Consider the following 18,761-nt stretch of genomic DNA (forward strand, 5'->3'; position numbering starts at 1 on the left):
GTCGATTGCATGTAATCCACGTGCTGCAGAGTGTGCTCATCGGATCACCCTTCCTGGTTCGCCCACATCCCAATTGTTTTCACGAAGGAGACGCTGTGTATTCAAATCGCAAGGTGCATTCCAATCGCAGAAGTGTGGGAGCGGCGGGCGCGGCACTGGCCATGTGTGCAGCCATCGGATTGACTGCGTGCAGCTCCAGTGAGGCTGAGACGGCCAAGGCTGAATCTCTCGAACCAGCTGCCGAGGCTCAGAACCTAGCGGGTCTCTGTCCGGAAAACGTTGTGGCTCAACTCCAATGGCAGCCACAGTCGGATATGGGGGCGCTCTTCGAGATGCTTGGTCCCGGCTATTCGGTCGACACCGACGACAAGTCCGTCAGTGGGACTCTTGTCGCCGGAGGGAAGGACACCGGAGTCGACTTGACCTTGCGGGCCGGGGGACCGGCAATCGGGTTCCAATCCGTCAGCTCCCAGATGTACGTCGACGATTCGATCACTCTCGGCTTGGTGCACGGCGATCAGGTGATCGCGGCAGCGGCAAGTCAGCCCGTTGTGGCCGTCACGCCATTGCTCAAGTACAGCCCGGCAATCCTCATGTGGGACAAAGAGTCTCATCCGGAATGGGCGAGTGTTGCCGATATCGGCAAGTCCGACGCGAGTGTCGTCGTTTCCAAGGAGCAACTGTTTCCGCAGTGGCTCGTGGCGAAAGGCCTACTGAAGCGGTCTCAGCTCGACACGAGCTACGACGGAGCTCCCTCGCGATTTGTCGGTGACCCGACCATCGCTCAGCAAGGATTCGCGAATTCGGAACCGTACACGTACGAGAAGGAGACGCCGGCGTGGGACAAGCCGGTTTCCTATGACCTGCTGAAAGATTCGGGTTTCGACATCTACGCGTCCAATGTTTCCGTTCGTGCCGACAAGGTCGAGACACTCTCCCCGTGTTTGAGCAAGCTGGTTCCGATCATTCAGCAGGCCACCGCGGACTACATCACTGCGCCGGATACGGCGAATGCTGCCATTGTCGACGTCGTCTCGCAGGACGTGTCGTTCTCTCCCTACACCGAGGGTGAAGCAGCGTTCAGTGCCCAACTCTTGAAAGAGAAGGGCCTGATCGCGAACGAGGCGGACGGATCCGTCGGCACGTTCGACATGACGCGAGTCGCTCACACCGTCGAAGAACTGAAGCCCATCCTGAACGCCGGGGGTGCGGCGATACCGCAGTCATTGACTGCAGAAGAGATCTACACCGACAAGTTCACCGATCGGTCCATCGGAATCCGCTGAAGGAGCTGACAGCAAATGACTTACGACATGACAGAACTCAACCGCGAGACCCGCATGGGTGGCCTGGGCACGGAGACCACCGACCGCGAGGTCCGAAGAATCGATCTCTCGGATTTCGAGAACCGGCGCAGCGAGATCGCCGAGGAGTTGTGGTCGGCAGCAACCGACATCGGATTCTTCCAAATCGTCAATCACGGGATCGATCTGGACCAGGTCCGCGAGGCTTTCGCGGCGGCCGAGCGATTCTTTGCACTGCCCACTGAGGTCAAAGCGCAGTATCCGCTCAAGAAGGGTTTCAACTCCGGCTGGGAGAGCATGACGCAGGTGCGTCCGTCCATCGGAACACCTGATCAGAAAGAGTCCTATCAGGTGACCCGCCCGCATATGGGTGATCTGTGGCCCACTGCAGACGAATTGGGCGGATTCCGCGAAACGATCCTGGACTTCGAAGCCAAGTGCTGGGGCATTGCGATGGACCTGTTGTCGTGCTTCGCCGAGAAGCTGGGATTCGAACGAGACTTCTTCACCAGGGCACATGACCCGTCGGTGGACACCTACCAGAGCACGCTGCGACTACTCCACTACTTCCCCCTTGCCGCCGACGCAGATGTCGAAGGGATGTGGCGTGCCGGAGCACACACCGATTTCGATTGCCTGACATTGCTTTTCCAGCGTGACGGTCAGGGCGGCTTGCAACTGTGCCCGGGCAAGGAGATGGACACCCAGGAACGGACGTCGGTGGTGCCGGCTGAGGAAGCAATCACCTGCAACATCGGCGACATGCTGATGAGATGGAGTGATGACGTCCTGCCGTCGAATTTTCATCGAGTCAAGAGTCCCGGAGTCACCGACTATCGGGGAGCCCGCTACAGCCTCGCGTTCTTCGCTCAGGCGAACCGCGACGTGACCATCGAGGGGCCGGCGGGCAAGTACCCGCCGATCACTGCCGAGGACTACATCGACCAGCGAGTACGCGCGAACTTCGCGCGTTGATCCGTATCCGTTCCGTCACACACTTTCAGGAGAACTGGCGATGACTACCGCGCCCAAGAACATGACCGACGTGATCATCCGGGACGTGACGTTGTACAGCGGCGGGCAATGGCTGACCGGCCACGACGTCGTCGTCTCGAATGGGGTGGTCGAATCGATCGAGAAGTCGACCGGCACCGCCACACCTGGAAGTGTGGACGGATCGGGGGCGTATCTGATCCCTGGGTTCGTCAACACCCATACGCACCTTCAGCAGTCACTGATGCGTGGGATCGCCGAAGGGGCACCGCTTCTCGAATGGCTACTCGCGGTCGCAGAAGAGTCGGTTCAGATCACTCCCGAGCGCGCATACGCGGCCACTGTCGCAGCCTCGCTGGAGGCATTGCGCAGCGGTACGACCACCCTGGTCGAACACATGTGGCCGCACCCGTCCAGCGAGGTTCACGATGCCGTGATCCGGGCGTTGCACGACACCGGGATTCGTGCGGTGCTGGGACGCGGAACCGCAGACCGGGCGGACAAGACGAGGAAGTGGGGCTTCGATCCGCGGCTCATGCAACCACTCGGAGACGTTCTCGCACATACGGATCAGATGATGCGGGACGTCGCCGGTTCCCGCATTGACGTGGCAGTCGCGGTACCGAACCCGCGTTCGCTGACCCCGGAGGGGATGTCGGAAGTGCGTGAGTTCGCGCAGGCTCGCGACCTGACGGTCTCGATTCACCTGCTCGAGACGCAGACCGACAACACGATGTGTACCGAACACGCGGGCATGAACGCGGTCGACTACCTGGATTCCCATGGTTTCTTGTGGGACCGGGTGCTGGCGGTCCACTGCGTCGAACTCGACGACCGTGGTCAGAAGGTGCTGGCGGAGCGCGGCGTCGGAGTGTCGTACAACCCCGTCAGCAACATGCGCCTCGGTAGCGGAATCGCGCCCGTCCCGAGTTTCCTCGACGCGGGGATCGCGGTGGGGTTGGGTGTGGACGGCGCAGCCAGCAACGATACTCAGGACATGCTCGAGACGCTGCGCACCGGCGCCTACGTGCAGCGAGCCGCGCGCGGCCGCGCCGACCTGCTCGGCTTCGAAGCCATGATCGACATCGCATCCGGCGGTGCAAACGCAGCACTCGGTCTGCCGGCCAGGTCCGGCGGGATCTCCGTGGGCGATCCCGCCGACCTCACCATGATTCGGTTCGAACGCGACTTCGGTTGCCTCCCGGTGCGAGATCCGGGCGCGTCCATTCTCACGACGGGCAGTCGTCAGATAGTGGACACGGTGTTGGTTGCGGGCGAGGTCGTGCTCCGCGACGGGCACTCCACTCGCGTCGACGAGGCGGAATTGATCCGCACGCTCAGAGCTTTGTGACTGTGCTCAGTCTTCGCTGATCTCCATCTCGATCAGGACGCGGCGCAACAGCTTTCCGGTGGCGTTGCGGGGAAGTTCGTCGATGAAGACGATCTCGCGGGGAACCTTGTAGCGCGCGAGATTCGACCGGACGTGATCCTTCAGCTCGTCGGAGTTCTGGTCGGCGCCGTGGGCGACGACGACAAACGCTCGCAGACGGTGCCCGAAGTCGGCGTCCTCGACTCCGATGACTGCCGCTTCCAAGACGTCCTCGCGATCGGCGAGCAGGTTCTCGACTTCGAGCGGGTAGACGTTCTCGCCACCGGAGACGATCATGTCGTCGTCGCGGCCGTCGACGAAGAGGAGGCCGTTGGCGTCGAAGTGTCCGACGTCGCCGGTCGAGAGAAGTCCGTCGATACGTTCCTTGTCGCGCCCGTCGGTGTATCCCTCGAAGCTCAGCCCGCTGGCGACGAAGATCCTGCCGATCGTGTGTGGGGTGGTGATCTTCTTGTTGTTCTCGTCGAACAGTTCGACGTGACAGGTCACCGGAGCGCGGCCCGCGGTTCCCGGCGCAATGGTCAGATCCTCGGGAGTCGCGACCGTGGCCACTGCGACCTCGGTGGATCCGTACAGGTTGTAGAGGACGTACCCGAACGAGGCCGTGACTCGCTTGCACAGGTCGGGTGAGAGTGACGAACCTGCCGAGAAGATGATCTTCAGGTTCGACGTGTCGTACTTGGACAGCACGTCGGGACCGAGGTCGATGATGCGAGTGAGCATCGTCGGGACCACGACCAGACTGTCGCACTTGTACTGGGCGACAAGCTTGATCGTGTTCTCCGGATCGAACTTTCGATGCATGACGACGGTCTGGCCGAGCGCCAACGCGAGAGCGAACTGCGAGACACCGGTTCCGTGGAAGGCGGGGGCCGCCATCATCATGGTCTGTCCGCGGCGCAACGGCACGCGGTCGAGGAACTGTGCCGACGCGAGAGGGGAGGTGTGGCCACGCGGCGCACCCTTGGGAGTTCCCGTTGTGCCGCTGGTGAGGAGGACGAAGCCACCGTTCTTCTCGGGTGCCGGCACCGACGACGTGGTGCGTCCGGCGATGGCCTCGTCGAGAGTAGCTGCCGTGGAACCGTCAGCGGCTGTGCCCTCTGGCCAGGAACGATAGACGACGACGTCGTCCGGCAAGGCATCGGCGATGTCCGCGAACTCGTCGTCGTAGACGAAGGCGACAACCTTCTCACGCGCTGCGACGTCCACGAGTTGGGGCCGAGCGAAGCCCGTGTTCATGAGAACGAGCTTCGTTCCGTTCTTTGCTGCCGCCAGCATGGTCAGGACCAAGCCTCGATGGTTACGGCACATCGCACCCATGACGGAGTCGGAGGTGATGCCGTCGGCCTGCCACGCCCGGACCAACGCGTTGCTCTGACGCTCGAGCTCGGCATAGGTGATGGGTCCGCGCTCGTCGATGATCGCCACCGCATCGTAGCCGTTCTCGGCGTGTGCATGGACCGGCCCGGCAAAGGGTCCGTACTTGTCCACGGCTGCAATGGATTTGAGTCCGCGATCGAGGCGAGGGAACGGGACGAGTCCGGCTCGGAACATAACCCCCGCCGCGCCGATGGTGTCAGTGACCTTGGTGACCAATCCGGGCATACGTGAACCTCTTCCCAGCGTCGTTGTAGGACTGATTACACACTAATGCGCAATCAGGTTTCGGTGGTGAAGTTTCACGATGGCGACCGAGCACTCCGCCCCCCCACCTCGAAAGGTGGCGGGGCGGAGTGTTTCGGGATCTGGTCCGTGCGACCGTCACTTCAGTTCGGCGGACGACTTTCCGAGTAGACGGCGTGCGACGATCAGCTGCTGGATCTGCTGGGTGCCCTCGAAGATGTCGAGAATCTTCGAGTCGCGGCCCCACTTCTCGAGCAACGGGCGCTGCGAGTAGCCGTAAGTGCCGGCCAACTCGACTGCCTTGAGCGTCACGTCGGTGCCGGTGCGGCCGGCCTTCGCCTTGGACATGGACGCTTCGAGCGAGTTCGGCTTCTTGTTGTCGGCCATCCACGCCGCGCGCAGAGACAGCAGGTACGCGGCCTCCCAGTCGGCTTCCAAACGGATGAACTCGGCTGCAGCTGCATGCTGGTTGTAGACCGGTGTGTCGTAGGAGATCTCGACACCGGCTTCGGTCAGGATGCCGCGCAGTTCTTCGAGAGCTGCGCGTCCGACGCCGACGGCCATGGCTGCAACGAGGGGCCGGGTGTTGTCGAACGTCTGCATGACGCCGGCAAAGCCCTGCTCCACGTTGACCTCCGGGCTGCCGAGGATGTTGTCCGCGGGAATGCGGCAATCCTGGAGCAGGAGTACTGCGGTGTCGGAGGCCTTGATGCCCAGCTTGTGCTCGAGGCGAGCAACGCTCAGGCCCGGTGCGTCACGCGGAACGACGAACGACTTGATGGCCGCTCGGCCCTTCGACTTGTCGACCGACGCCCACACGACGATGTGCGTCGAACGCTCACCGGCGGTGACGAAGATCTTCTCGCCGTTGAGAACCCACTCGTCGCCGTCGAGAACGGCGGTGGTGGTCACGGCGGCGGAGTCGGAACCGAAGCTCGGTTCGGTGATGGCCATCGAGGCCCACACCTTGCCGAAACGTTCGAGCTGTTCGTCGGTTGACACTGCGGCGATCGCGGCGTTGCCGAGCCCCTGGTAGGGGATCGAGAGCATGAGTCCGACGTCGCCCCAAGACGTTTCGAGCGAGTTGAGGAGCGCAGACATGTTGCCGCCGTTGGCGTTGCCACCCTTGGCGCTCGCGTCGGACCGTCCGCCGCTGGCACCGCCGATGTCTCCACCGGAATCGGAGAGGCCTTCGACCATGGCGGCCATGGTGTCGAGCTCGACGGGGTACTCGTGCTCAGCGAGATCGTACTTACGTGAAATGGGTCGGAAGATCTGCGCCGCGACCTGATGTGCCTGGTTCGCTGATGCTTTGAGCTTCTTGGGAAGTTCGAGGTTGATCATCGTGGTTCTCCTGGAAGTTCAGCGGCGTCAGATGAGGACGATGCCCTCGGCAACGCCGATGGCACGGAGGTCGCGGTACCAGCGCTCGACCGGGTGTTCCTTGGTGAACCCGTGTCCACCGAGGAGTTGCACACCGTCGAGGCCGATCTGCATGCCCTTCTCGGAAGCCAGCTTCCGGGCCAGAGCGGATTCGCGAGCGAAGGACAAGCCCTGCTCGGCGCGTGAAGCGCCCCGAAGCGTGACCAGGCGCAGTCCGTCGAGTTCGATGCCGATGTTGGCGACCATGAAGGCAACCGCCTGGCGGTGGCTGATCGGCTCGCCGAACGCTTCGCGCTCGTTGACGTACGGAATCACGTAGTCGAGAACTGCCTGGCTGGTTCCGACGGCCATGGACGCCCAACCGAGGCGAGCCAGGCGAATCGCGTCGGCGTATTCGGCCTTGCGCTGCTCGGCGTCACCGTCGCCGAGCAGTGCGGACTCCGGCACAGCGACATCGGTGAGGATCAGGCGACCCAGGCCTGCGGCGCGCAGTCCCATGCTGGGATCTGCTTCGACGACGAGTCCCTTGGTGTCGGATTCGACGATGAAGAAGGAGGGCTTGCCGTCGAGTTCTGCGGCGATGACGAAGAGTTCGGACGTAGCCGCGGCGGGCACCAAGCTCTTGACGCCGTTGAGCTTGTAGCCGCTGGGGGAGCGAACTGCCTTGGTCTGCAGGGCGAACGGATCGAACAGTGCGCGTGGTTCGTTGACCACCACTGCTGCGCCGGGGACCTGCTCGCCGGTGAAGGCCGGAAGGTAGGTCTTCTGCTGCGCGTCGGTGCCCCACTGCGTCAGTGCGACTGCAACGCCGCTGGGTGCGAGGATCGGAAGTGCAAGCCCCATGTCTCCGTGCGCAAGTGCCTCGGCGACAAGAGAATTGGTGACTGCGCCGCGATCGGCAGCTGCTCCGTCGAGTTCTTCGGGAACGTTGATCAGCGTGATGCCGAGTTCGGCCGCGCGCTTGGAGAGATCGGCGGGTGCCTGCGCTGCGCCGTCGGCGTCGTGCGCTGCGGGACGCAGGATCTCGGCCGCGAACTCGCGCACGGTCTCGACGATCATCTTCTGGTCGTCGTCGGGGGTCAGATCGAAGTAGTCGGCGTTCTTGCTCGGGTTGTCGGGCAGGCGCTTGGGTGCGCCGTTGCCCGAGACCTTCTGGAATCCTCGAGTGGCGGCACCCAGGGTTTTGAAGCCCGTCTTGGTGCCCTCGTAGGTCACGCGATCGATGGTCTGACGCAGATTGAACTTCTCGGCCAGTTCCGAACCGGTGATCTTGGTAAGCACACGCATGGCTGCGCCCATGGCGTCGCGTTTGATCGGGTTCAGGCCGACGGCGGACGTGTCGCGGGGCGCACCCTTGGCGCCGCCGCGCTGCGCGCCCGATTCGCTGCGCTGAGCGCTCTTGTCGGGGGCAACACTGTCTTGCTTGGTCATGATCACCAGCTGTTTCTCGGTGTTGGGGCGTTGGACGATCCTTATCTTACTCATCAGTAAGGTCTGTTGTCGAGAAACCGCGAAATGATGCGCGTCATAGGCTCGAGGGGTGAACCGGACAGAGGTGCCAGATCGGATACAGCGGTACGTGCGCTACACGCCGTTGGTGGTGGTCCCGTGCCTGTTGATCGCCAGCACGTATCCGGGGGAGTATCGAGTTCCCCTCACCTACTGGATTCTGTCGATGCTGTCGGCGCTCGCCTTCGCCGTCGGCCGTCGATGGCCGGTCTTCGCGTCCCTGGTCATCTCGGCGCTCGCCGTTCCGATGTTCGTCGCCGACGCCTGGGGGCTGTCCGAGCTTGTTCCGTATCTCGGGGCGGTCGCCGTCGTCGACGTCACGATGCGGGCCGAGCGTAGAGAAATGGTTGCCGTATCGGCAGCAGGATGGTGCGGTTCGGTGCTCGCGGGTATCTGGTTCGAATCTCACGAAGCGTTCTGGTCTGTCACGACGGCTGTGAAAGTGCTTGCGTACGTGGGGTTGCCACTGCTGCTCGGGCTGTATCTACGCTCGCAGCGTGAATTGGCCGCGAACAATCTTGCGCAGACCCGCGCTGCGGAGCGCAGTGCGCTCGCCCGCGAACTGCACGACCTGGTTGCGCACCACATGGCATCGATCGTCCTGAGAATCGGCGTGGCTCAACATGTCTTGGCGCCCCAGGACGAGGCCGTGCGTGAGGTCCTCGCGGATGTGCGTGGGACTGCGTCCGATGCGCTGGCCGATATCCGTCGCCTCCTGGTCGCACTTCGTGATCCTTCGCTCGGTGAGGTCGCTCTGGTCGAGCCGGATGCCGTCGAGGCGGAAATCGAGGCGGCGATAGATCGTGTGCGTGCGGCGGGTTTCGAGGTGCAGGCAGTCTTCGATGCCCAGGAGAATGTCGAGTCAGGCGCAGCCGATCTCGACGCGATCGGGAGGCTGACGTTGTTGCGGGTGATTCAGGAATCACTGACCAACGTCATGAAGCACGGCGACAAGAAGGGGCTGGTATCGGTCTCGGTCGGTCGCGAAGACAGCCGGGTGCATGTCAGGGTTGTCAACGACGTCGAGGGATCGCCTCGGAGTGCAGGTCATGGCCTGGTGGGAATGCAGGAGCGTGCGGAGTTGGTCGGCGGCGAGATGACCGCCGGCACCAACAGTGACGGGAAATGGGAAGTGCACGTGAGTATTCCACTCGTTGTCTCGGGCGATGTCTCGTGATCAGCGTGCTGATCGTCGACGACCAGCGACTTGTGCGCGCCGGTTTGCGGATGCTGTGCGCGGCAGCCGAGGACATGACCGTGGCCGGTGAGGCGTCGAACGGCGTCGAGGCGGTAGCGCTCGCTGCAGAATTGGATCCCGACGTGATTCTGATGGACTTGAGAATGCCCGGGCTGGACGGGATCGGCGCCACGCAGCAGATCGTCAAGGCCGGTCGTCGAGCGCGCATCCTCGTGCTGACCACCTTCGACGACGACGATCATCTGTATCCCGCACTCGCCGCGGGGGCTTCGGGATTCTTCGTCAAGGACACCGAACCCGCCGAGTTGCTCGGTGCCATTCGGCGGATCGCCGAGGGCGAGATGGTGTTCACTCCGGAACTTCTCCGCCGCGTTGTGGATCGAGCGGTGATCGGTGGTATCGCAGACACTGCTGCGACGGAGAAGGTTCCGTTGACCGATCGCGAATCGCAGGTCCTCGCGCTGGTGGCAGAAGGGAAGAGCAATCAGGAGATCGCGGACACGCTGCATCTCGGTGTGACCACGGTGAAGACGCACGTGGCGAACCTGATGTCGAAGACCGGTTGCGACAATCGGGTTCGCCTCGCCGTGTACCACTTGCAGAACTTTCAGTGACCGGAGTGCGAACCAGGCATCGGCATGTCCATCGGCATGTCCATCTGCATCGGAGCCGCCTTCTGTCCCGGTTCGAGGACGAGGAATTGGCCCATCATCCCTTGGTCCTCGTGCATCAGCAGGTGGCAGTGGAACATGTACGGGAAGGTGGGATCGGTGTACTCGGACCACTGCAGTGCGACGCGAACCCTGCTGCCCGGCGGTGTGTAGACGGTGTCCTTGAGTCCGCGCAAGTGCGGCGGGGGAGTGCGACCGTCGACGTCGAGGATCTGGAACTGTACGTCGTGGACATGGAAATTGTGTGGCCAGTTGTCCTTGTTGGTGATCGTCCACACCTCGGTCGCGCCGACCTCGGCCTCGAAGTCGATGCGGTTCATGTCCATTCGTTGCCCGTTGATCATGTACCACTGCAGATCGAAGGTTCGGGAAACGCTTGCCTTCGACGGATCCAGACTCGGCAGTACGGCCAACTGCGCCGGGAGAGTCGACCGTGACGCGCGGCTGGCAACGCCCCGCAGTTCGAGGATGTCGAAGCGGTCGTTCATGCCGAAGTTCTCGGCGTCGGAGGAACTCACGCCACCGCCGTCCTCGATCGGGAACGACACCAGTGTGGTCGTCGCACCGGGGTCGACGCGAACCACGATCTCGGCTCGTTCGCCGGGGCTGAGCTGAATCCGCTTGATCGCAATAGGTGATTCGAGCAGTCCGCCGTCGGTGGCAATCAGATCGAAGGTGCGGTCGTCGGGGAACCCCAGGTTGTAGAGACGGCCGGAAGAGCCGTTCAGAATGCGTAACCGGACGACCCCGGTGGTGACGTCGAGGTAGGCGTCGGAGATGCCGTTGGTGACTATCGTGTCGCCGAGCAGGCCTATGTCGGTCGGATCCGATTCGTCGAAGCTGCCGTCGGCGAGGAATCGACGATCCTGGATGATCAGCGGAACATCGTCGACACCATAGCTTTTGGGGATGTCCAACGCCCGCGTGTCGGCGTCGTCGATCAGGAACAGTCCGGCGAGACCGCGCTGCACGTGCCGTTCGGTGGATCCGTGCGGGTGTGGGTGATACCAGAGCGTCGACGCCGACTGGCCGATCGTCCACGCCGGTTCCCAGCGTCCGCCGGCTTCGATGGTCTGGTGCGGGCCGCCGTCGTATCGGGCGGGCAGATGCATGCCGTGCCAATGGACGGTCGTGGGCTCTGCCAGTGTGTTGTCGATCGTGAATGCGACAGATTCTCCGCGTTCGGCGCGGACGGTCGGCCCCAGAATGGATCCGTTGAAACCCCAAGTGTCGGTGAGTTTTCCCGCGACGATCTCGGTGGTCCCGGCACCGGCACGAAGTGTGAAGTGGCGAACACCGGCGTCGTCGACGGTGGATTCGGCAAGCGGCGGAATCGGTAGCGGACGCGAAGTTCCGGCCACCGCCAACGTGGCGCTCTTCGCTGCCGGGTCGGCGCCGCAGCCCACCGCGAGCCCGAGGGGCGCTGCGGCCAGACCGAACAGAATCGTGCGCCTGGAAATCCGGTTCATCGTTCTCCTGGAAGTAGTGCGTGATCAACTACTTCCAGTCAACGGGCCGAGATGTCGTGCCGAATCCTGCCGACGGGCCTGTCGGAACTCCTCCCTCGGACCCTTGCGGCGGGTGGGATGTTCTGGTACTCGGGTGTTACCGCAGGCGGGCCAGAACGTCTTCGTGCAGCAGTCCGTTGGTGGCGACCGCGCTGCCGCCGTGCGGACCTGCGCCGCCGTCCAGATCGGTGAACGCGCCGCCGGCCTCACGGACCAATACGTCGAGCGCTGCCAGATCCCACAGGGAAACCTCGGGTTCGGCAGCAATGTCGACGGCGCCTTCGGCCACGAGGCAGTAGGAGAAGAAGTCCCCGTAACCGCGCACGCGCCAGACGTGGTCGGTGAGTTCGACGAACTGATCGCGAATTCCGCGGTCCTTCCACCCCGAGAGGCTCGAGAAGCTCAGGCTCGCTGACTCGCTGCGATCGACGGCGGATACCTGGATCGCCCGCGCATCACTGTCCCCGAAGGAAGTATGTGCACCCAAACCTGTTGCAGCCCACCATCGCCGATTCAGTGCAGGTGCGCTCACGACGCCGATGACCGGGACGCCGTCCTCGAGCAAGCTGATCAGCGTGGCCCACACCGGTACGTTGCGGACGAAGTTCTTGGTCCCGTCGATGGGGTCGACCACCCACTGTCTGCCCTCGAAGACTGCGTCGCCGCCGAATTCCTCGCCGAGTACGGAATCCGCAGGACGATGCTCACCGAGCGTCGCGCGCACTGCTCGCTCGACAGCCAGATCGGCGTCGGAGACGGGGGTGAGGTCCGGCTTGTCGTCCACTCGAAGGTCGAGGGCGCCGAAGCGGGCGCGAGTGATCGCGTCAGCCTCGTCGGCGATACGGAGGGCGAGTGCGAGGTCGGATGCGCGATCGGTCACGGGTACACAACCTACCGGCTCAATCGGGGAGGACCTCGTTCAGCTTTCCGGTTGCGACGTCGAAGACGAATCCGCGTAGGGAGGTCGTCGCGGTGACGAACGGACTGTTCTCGATGCGCTTCAACGACTGACGGACGTCCTCGTCGATGTCGGGAAACGATTCGGCAGCCCAATTTGGTTTGATGCCGATCTCGTCCTGGATGGATCGCTTGAAGTCGTCGTCGGTGAACGTCAGCATTCCGCAGTCGGTGTGGTGGATGAGGATGATCTCGGTAGTTCCCAGCAGACGCTGGCTGATGGCCAGGGATCGGATCTCGTCGTCGGTGACGACTCCACCCGCATTGCGGATGACGTGCGATTCGCCTTCCTTGATTCCCAGCACCCGATAGACGTCGATGCGGGCGTCCATGCAGGCGAGTACGGCGACGTGTTTGCTGGGTGGGAGGGGGAGCGGTCCGGTGAACTGCTCGGCGTAGGCGGCGTTGTTCTGCAGGTATTCGTCGGTGACAGTCATCGTTCCAGTAGGTTCCCTCGGAGCGAGGTTGGCAAGGCTTCCAGTCCCGGTGATCCCAATACGTGACGGGCGGCAGGGCCGAGGTCGGCACCCGGTAGCCTTGAGAACCGTGCATCCCGACGTAATTGCAGACCTGAACGCCCTCGACACCACCCTTCGCACCTGCGAATCGGTTGTGGACGTCGAGGAGCTGCGCCGACGCATCGACGAGCTCGAGCACCAGGCAGCCGACCCGGGTCTGTGGAACGACCAGGAACACGCCCAGCAGGTCACGAGCCAGCTCTCCCACGCGCAGGCCGAGCTGCGCCGGATCGTGGCACTACGCGAGCGACTCGACGAGATGCCGATCCTCTACGAACTGGCAGAAGACGAAGGCCCCGACGCGGTGGCCGACGCCGACGCCGAGCGCGCGAGCCTGCGAGACGACATCGCGGCGATGGAAGTCAAGACCATGCTCTCGGGCGAGTACGACGAGCGCGACGCGCTCATCAACATCCGCTCCGGTGCCGGCGGTATCGACGCTGCAGACTGGGCCGAGATGCTCATGCGTATGTACATCCGCTGGGCGGAGAAGCACGACTACGGCGTCGAGGTCTACGACACGTCGTACGCCGAAGAAGCCGGACTCAAGAGCGCGACGTTCGCGATCAAAGGCCCGTACACGTACGGCACGTTGTCCGTCGAGATGGGCACCCACCGGCTCGTTCGCATCAGCCCCTTCGACAACCAGGGGCGCCGTCAGACGTCGTTCGCCGAGGTCGAGGTACTGCCGGTCGTCGAGACGACCGACCACATCGAGATCAACGAGAACGACATCCGCGTCGACGTCTACCGCTCGTCCGGTCCCGGCGGCCAGTCGGTCAACACGACGGACTCCGCCGTTCGACTCACGCACATCCCGACGGGAATCGTCGTCACCTGTCAGAACGAGAAGTCGCAGCTCCAGAACAAGGTGTCGGCGATGCGCGTCCTGCAGGCAAAACTGCTCGCGGTCAAGCGTCAGGAAGAGCGCGCCGAGATGGATGCGCTCAAGGGCGACAGCGGCAGCTCGTGGGGCAACCAGATGCGCTCCTATGTTCTGCATCCGTACCAGATGGTCAAGGACCTGCGTACCGAGTACGAGGTCAACAACCCGTCGGCAGTGCTCGACGGCGACATCGACGGGTTCCTCGAGGCCGGCATCCGCTGGCGCATGAGCGAGAACCAGTCCGCATAGCGTTCGGATACCGAAAGGCACGATGACTTTACTTCGACCTGGGCAGAACCTGCTCGATTGGCTTCAAACCACCGGTTTGTCCGTCCTCATGACCGTGCTCGGGGCGATGATTCTCGCCCGGTTGGTCAGTTGGGGAGGCAACAAGGTCACCGACCAGATCGACTCCAACTATCAGTTGGGCGATGCGCTGGTTCGTTCCGAGGCGACCAAGCATCGTCACTCGGTCGCGCAGGTCATCACCTGGGTGGTCATCACGTTCATCTACGTGATCGCGACGCTGAAGGTTCTCGACCAACTGAACCTGCCGATCGGAAGTCTCGTCGCGCCGGCGACCGTTCTCGGTGCGGCGCTCGGTTTCGGTGCACAGCGCGTCGTGCAGGACATTCTTGCCGGTTTCTTCATCATCACCGAACGTCAGTACGGCTTCGGTGACACCGTGCGACTTGCGATCACCGGCTCCTCCGACGACGCCGAGGGTGTCATCGAGGACGTGACCCTGCGCGTGACGCGGATGCGAAACTCCGACGGCGAGGTCATCACCGTTCCCAACGGCCAGATCGTGAAAGCGACCAACCTGTCCAAGGATTGGGCACGCGCCGTCATCGACGTTCCGGTTCCGGCGACCGCCGATCTCACCCGGGTCAACGAGGTGCTTCGCCAGGTCGGAGTCGACGCGATGGCCGACCGCGGACTCAAGAAACTGCTGCTCGACGAGCCCACGGTCATGGGCGTCGAAAGCCTGGAGGTCGATCAGGTCAACGTGCGGATGGTCGCGCGCACACTCCCTGGCAAACAGTTCCAGGTCGGACGCGCTCTTCGCGTCCGCGTCGCCGCAGCACTGCGACGTCAGGGGATCACGGTGTCACCGGATCTGCACACCGTACGGACCGAGGAGGCGAGCGAATGACCGATCAGGAACCGCGCCGCGGACTCGACCGACTGTTTCACCTGGACTGGCTCCCGTCCCGGATTTTCGGCGGCCGGATGCGAACCTCTACCTTCATTCTCATCGTGGCGTGGATATTGACGTATCTGTTGCATACGTATCTCAATCCTGAGGACCCGACCGCAGTGACACCACCGCCCAGCGTGGACACGTCGCAGACCGAGCCTTACGTCGCGCCCTCGGTCAAACCGTCGACGACGACCCCCGTGCCGTCCTCGGCCGAGCCGACGACTACGTCCGAGACCCAGTCTCCGGAATCGAGCACGGGCAGCTCAGGTTCTCCGACGCCGACTTCGGGTCCCGCGCCTGCGCCGGGCAACGCCGAACAGTCCGCGACCACGGTGCCGACCACTCCGGCGACGACCACCGTTCCCCAACCCGGCGCGGCGATGCAGGCACCGACGTCTGTGCCGCAGTCACCCGCGACCACCGGTACCGGATAAGGACGAGGGTGCTCGCGCGTGGCGCCAAGGTCACCGTTAGATAACGGCTAGACTGGCTAGTTGTGATCAGCATGAAGAATGTGTCGAAGTCCTACAAGGCCTCCACCAGGCCGGCGCTCGACAAGGTCAGTGTGGAGGTGGAGAAGGGGGAGTTCGTCTTCCTCATCGGCCCCTCCGGCTCCGGCAAGTCGACGTTCATGCGGTTGCTGCTCAAGATGGAGTCGCCCACGTCCGGCGACATCGAGGTCGCGGATTTCCACGTCAACAAGTTGGCGGCCCGCCGCGTGCCGAAGCTTCGCCAGAGCATGGGCTGTGTGTTCCAGGACTTCCGCTTGCTTCAGCAGAAGACGGTCTCCGAGAACGTGGCCTTTGCGTTGGAAGTCATCGGCAAGCCCCGCAACGTCATCGCGCGCACTGTGCCCGAGGTTCTCGACATGGTCGGTCTGGCCGGCAAAGCCGATCGACTGCCCACCGAACTTTCCGGCGGTGAGCAGCAGCGCGTCGCCATCGCCCGCGCATTCGTGAACCGCCCTCTCGTGCTGCTCGCCGACGAGCCCACCGGCAACCTGGACCCCGAAACGAGCCAGGACATCATGCTGCTGCTCGAGCGGATCAACCGCACCGGCACCACCGTCGTGATGGCGACCCACGATCACCACATCGTCGACTCCATGCGTCGACGCGTCATCGAACTCGATCTCGGCAAGGTGACCAGAGACGAAGCGCGGGGTGTGTACGGCGTCGGCAGGTAGCGCCGACTACGACCACACGTCCCGTACGCCCACCGGTTGTCGTGAAACAACCGGCCTCTCGAGAAGGAATCGGATTCCCCGATGCGCGCCAGCTTTATTTTCAGCGAAGTCCTGACCGGCCTACGCCGCAACATCACGATGACCATCGCCATGATCTTGACGACGGCGATCTCCCTCGGACTCTTCGGCGGCGGTCTGCTGGTCGTGCAGATGGCAGGCAAGACCCAGCAGATCTTCCTCGAACGAGTCGAGGTGCAGATCTTCCTGACCGACGACATCTCTTCGGCCGATCCCGGTTGCGAGCAGGAGATCTGCAGTTCGTTGCGCAAGGAACTCGAGCAGACTCCGTCCGTCGTCGCGGTTCAGTACCTCAACCGCGAAGACGCCGTGAAGGACGCCACCGAGCGCGTGTTCAAGGACCAGCCCGAACTGGCAGCCCTGGTGAGCCCGGACAGCTTCCCGGCGTCGTTCAAGGTCAAGCTCAGTGACCCGGAGCGGTTCGGCGTCATCAACGACACCTTCGGTTCGAGGCCCGGCGTCGAGAGTGTGCTCAATCAGCGCGAGTTGGTGGACCGACTGTTCAGCGTGCTCGGTGGAGTGCGCAACGCAGCGTTCGCGATCGCGATCGTCCAGGCGATAGCGGCCATCCTGCTCATCGCCAACATGGTCCAGATCGCCGCGTTCACGCGTCGTACCGAGGTCAACATCATGCGGTTGGTCGGCGCGACGCGTTGGTACACCCAGCTTCCGTTCCTCCTCGAAGCCGTCGTGGCGGCCTTGATCGGTGCGGTGCTCGCCATTGCCGGACTGTTCACGGCGAAGAACGTCTTCATCGACGGGGTCCTGTCCGACGTCTACGAAGCGAACATCGTGGCGCGGATATCCAACAGTGACGTGCTGTTCGTCTCGCCGATCCTCGTACTTGCCGGTGTCGGAATGGCCGCGGTGACGGCGTACGTGACGCTGCGTCTGTACGTCCGCGAATAATCGGTTTGCACGAGCTTCTATGCTGGAACAGCAAGAACCATTCGACAGCAAGACAGCGGACTGAGAGGCCCGGACAGTGAAGGAAAAGGGCCGCAAGGTCATTGCGACCAATCGCAAAGCACGCCACAACTACACGATCATCGACACCTACGAGGCCGGCATCGCTCTCGTCGGGACCGAGGTCAAGAGTCTGCGTGAAGGCAAGGCGTCGCTCGTCGACGCGTTCGCCACGGTGGACAACGGCGAAGTGTGGTTGCGCTCGTTGCACATTCCGGAGTACACGCAAGGCACGTGGAACAACCATTCGCCACGTCGTACCCGAAAGCTCCTGCTGCACAAGCGTGAAATCGAGCACCTCGTCGGCAAGACCCGCGAGGGAAACCAGACGCTGGTCCCGCTGTCGATGTACTTCAACGACGGCAAGGTCAAGGTCGAACTCGCACTGGCAAAGGGTAAGCAGGACTACGACAAGCGCCAGGACATGGCCAAGCGCACCGCCGAGCGCGAGGTGACCCGCGAGCTCGGTCGTCGTATCAAGGGCATGCGCTGACCTCCATCCTGCTTGCCCTCGTGGCGGCAGTTGCCTACGGAGTCAGCGACTTCGTCGGGGGAGTTGCGTCACGACGAGTTGCCGCACTGCGTGTGGTGATCGTCTCGTATCCACTCTCGCTCGTCATCGTTCTGATCGCAGCACCTTTCGTATCCGGGACGCTGACGCCGAACGGTCTGATCTGGGGTGCGATCGCGGGCGTCACGAGTGGTCTGGCGGTCTGGTGGTTCTATCTCGCGCTGGCAACCGGCCCCATGTCGGTGGTCTCGCCGCTGACAGCTGTTCTGGTGGCGGGCATTCCGGTGCTCGTCGGCTTCGCTTTCGGTGAGCGGCCGGGGTTGATCGCGTACCTGGGTATTGCCGTCGCGCTGGTCGCCGTCGTCCTGGTCAGCCGCGAGTCGCCTGACGACACCGCGGGTGAGGTTGCTGGCGGAATCACCCTCCGCTTCACCAGACAAGTGGCTCTTCTGACCGTCGGAAGCGGTGGCGCATTTGCTCTCTCGTTCATCGCACTTCACCAGATCGGCGAGGGCAGCGGGCTGTGGGCGTTGGCCGTATCTCGAGGCGCCGCGACCGTCGTGGTGTGGTTGGTCGCGCTGGCGGCCGGTCACTTCGTTCTCCCACGAGGCGAGCCACTCAAGCTCGCGGTGTACGTCAGCGTCCTCGACGTCGTCGCGAACGGGACGATGATCTACGCCTTCCAAGGCGGAATGCTCTCACTGGTCAGCGTGATCGGTTCGCTGTATCCGGCTGCGACGGTTCTGCTCGCCATGGTGATGCTGGGCGAGCGGGTAAGCCGCGTGCAACAAGCGGGAATGCTGTTGGCGCTGGCGGCAGTCGGCATGATTGCCGTCGCTGGGGCGTAGTTCCTTTTCAGCGGCTGTGACCCGTACACCC

18 protein-coding genes are annotated in these 18,761 nt (G+C 63.2%); 12 read left to right on the forward strand and 6 right to left on the reverse strand.

The features are described from left to right. Positions 1–95: 95 nt before the first annotated feature. Genes AC1Q61_RS21480 through AC1Q61_RS21490 form a run of 3 tightly spaced genes read left to right on the forward strand, consistent with a single transcriptional unit; the run spans position 96 to position 3,648 of the window. Positions 96–1,286 (forward strand): nitrate ABC transporter substrate-binding protein, encoded by a 1,191-nt coding sequence (locus tag AC1Q61_RS21480; protein ID WP_082238981.1) that lies wholly within the window; start codon positions 96–98, stop codon positions 1,284–1,286. 15 nt (positions 1,287–1,301) lie between these two features. Next, a complete protein-coding gene (locus tag AC1Q61_RS21485; protein WP_492651046.1) occupies positions 1,302–2,279 on the forward strand; it encodes an isopenicillin N synthase family dioxygenase in 978 nt (325 codons plus the stop codon). Between the two features lie 40 nt (positions 2,280–2,319). After that, the gene (locus AC1Q61_RS21490) at positions 2,320–3,648 is read left to right on the forward strand and encodes an amidohydrolase family protein (protein ID WP_007731280.1); all 1,329 of its coding nucleotides are present in this window, start codon (positions 2,320–2,322) and stop codon (positions 3,646–3,648) included. Positions 3,649–3,654: 6 nt separating this feature from the next. On the opposite strand, the gene AC1Q61_RS21495 is transcribed toward AC1Q61_RS21490, so the two are convergent. The 3 genes from AC1Q61_RS21495 to AC1Q61_RS21505 all read right to left on the reverse strand — a co-directional run bounded on the left by AC1Q61_RS21495 (position 3,655) and on the right by AC1Q61_RS21505 (position 8,127). Then, positions 3,655–5,289 carry an acyl-CoA synthetase gene (locus tag AC1Q61_RS21495; RefSeq protein WP_003942348.1) on the reverse strand — a complete coding sequence of 545 codons (1,635 nt, stop codon included), beginning with the start codon at positions 5,287–5,289 and terminating at the stop codon, positions 3,655–3,657. A 156-nt stretch (positions 5,290–5,445) separates the two neighbouring features. Further along, entirely contained in the window at positions 5,446–6,651 is a 1,206-nt protein-coding gene (locus tag AC1Q61_RS21500; protein ID WP_003942363.1) for an acyl-CoA dehydrogenase family protein, read from the reverse strand. Positions 6,652–6,678: 27 nt separating this feature from the next. After that, positions 6,679–8,127, reverse strand: coding sequence for an acyl-CoA dehydrogenase family protein (locus tag AC1Q61_RS21505; protein ID WP_050655137.1), 1,449 nt, complete (start codon positions 8,125–8,127; stop codon positions 6,679–6,681). Between the two features lie 103 nt (positions 8,128–8,230). Between AC1Q61_RS21505 and AC1Q61_RS21510 the strand changes: the two genes are divergently transcribed. Both AC1Q61_RS21510 and AC1Q61_RS21515 read left to right on the forward strand, forming a co-directional pair. Then, the gene (locus tag AC1Q61_RS21510) at positions 8,231–9,376 is read left to right on the forward strand and encodes a sensor histidine kinase (RefSeq protein ID WP_228232573.1); all 1,146 of its coding nucleotides are present in this window, start codon (positions 8,231–8,233) and stop codon (positions 9,374–9,376) included. After that, complete coding sequence (locus AC1Q61_RS21515) at positions 9,373–10,011, forward strand: response regulator (RefSeq protein WP_047271656.1); 639 nt, start codon at positions 9,373–9,375, stop codon at positions 10,009–10,011. Before AC1Q61_RS21510 ends, AC1Q61_RS21515 begins: the two co-directional genes overlap by 4 nt. Here the strand turns inward: AC1Q61_RS21515 and AC1Q61_RS21520 are convergent. The 3 genes from AC1Q61_RS21520 to AC1Q61_RS21530 form a co-directional block, all read right to left on the reverse strand. After that, the gene (locus tag AC1Q61_RS21520) at positions 10,005–11,537 is read right to left on the reverse strand and encodes a multicopper oxidase family protein (RefSeq protein ID WP_492651045.1); all 1,533 of its coding nucleotides are present in this window, start codon (positions 11,535–11,537) and stop codon (positions 10,005–10,007) included. The genes AC1Q61_RS21515 and AC1Q61_RS21520 overlap by 7 nt on opposite strands. Positions 11,538–11,673: 136 nt before the next feature. Then, positions 11,674–12,456, reverse strand: coding sequence for a histidinol-phosphatase (gene hisN / locus AC1Q61_RS21525; protein ID WP_007731284.1), 783 nt, complete (start codon positions 12,454–12,456; stop codon positions 11,674–11,676). 19 nt (positions 12,457–12,475) lie between these two features. Next, positions 12,476–12,970, reverse strand: a complete 495-nt coding sequence (locus AC1Q61_RS21530) for a beta-class carbonic anhydrase (protein ID WP_007731285.1) — start codon at positions 12,968–12,970, stop codon at positions 12,476–12,478. 109 nt (positions 12,971–13,079) lie between these two features. Here AC1Q61_RS21530 and prfB point away from each other — a divergent pair, with 109 nt between their 5' ends. The 7 genes from prfB to AC1Q61_RS21565 all read left to right on the forward strand — a co-directional run bounded on the left by prfB (position 13,080) and on the right by AC1Q61_RS21565 (position 18,730). Beyond that, positions 13,080–14,186 (forward strand): peptide chain release factor 2, encoded by a 1,107-nt coding sequence (prfB, locus tag AC1Q61_RS21535; RefSeq protein ID WP_003942364.1) that lies wholly within the window; start codon positions 13,080–13,082, stop codon positions 14,184–14,186. A 22-nt stretch (positions 14,187–14,208) separates the two neighbouring features. Then, positions 14,209–15,093 (forward strand): mechanosensitive ion channel family protein, encoded by an 885-nt coding sequence (locus AC1Q61_RS21540; RefSeq protein ID WP_003942304.1) that lies wholly within the window; start codon positions 14,209–14,211, stop codon positions 15,091–15,093. Further along, on the forward strand, positions 15,090–15,575 hold the full coding sequence (locus AC1Q61_RS21545) for an Rv3103c transmembrane domain-containing protein (RefSeq protein WP_076948539.1): 486 nt from the start codon (positions 15,090–15,092) through the stop codon (positions 15,573–15,575). Before AC1Q61_RS21540 ends, AC1Q61_RS21545 begins: the two co-directional genes overlap by 4 nt. Positions 15,576–15,646: 71 nt before the next feature. Then, positions 15,647–16,327, forward strand: a complete 681-nt coding sequence (gene ftsE / locus AC1Q61_RS21550) for a cell division ATP-binding protein FtsE (RefSeq protein WP_020969258.1) — start codon at positions 15,647–15,649, stop codon at positions 16,325–16,327. 81 nt (positions 16,328–16,408) lie between these two features. Next, positions 16,409–17,314 carry a permease-like cell division protein FtsX gene (gene ftsX / locus AC1Q61_RS21555; RefSeq protein ID WP_003942367.1) on the forward strand — a complete coding sequence of 302 codons (906 nt, stop codon included), beginning with the start codon at positions 16,409–16,411 and terminating at the stop codon, positions 17,312–17,314. 76 nt (positions 17,315–17,390) lie between these two features. After that, a complete protein-coding gene (gene smpB / locus AC1Q61_RS21560; RefSeq protein WP_003942330.1) occupies positions 17,391–17,864 on the forward strand; it encodes an SsrA-binding protein SmpB in 474 nt (157 codons plus the stop codon). Beyond that, entirely contained in the window at positions 17,861–18,730 is an 870-nt protein-coding gene (locus AC1Q61_RS21565; protein WP_482628527.1) for an EamA family transporter, read from the forward strand. Before smpB ends, AC1Q61_RS21565 begins: the two co-directional genes overlap by 4 nt. The last annotated feature ends 31 nt before the right edge of the window (positions 18,731–18,761 follow it).

Source organism: Rhodococcus sp. MPR-R1B (genome assembly GCF_058793255.1).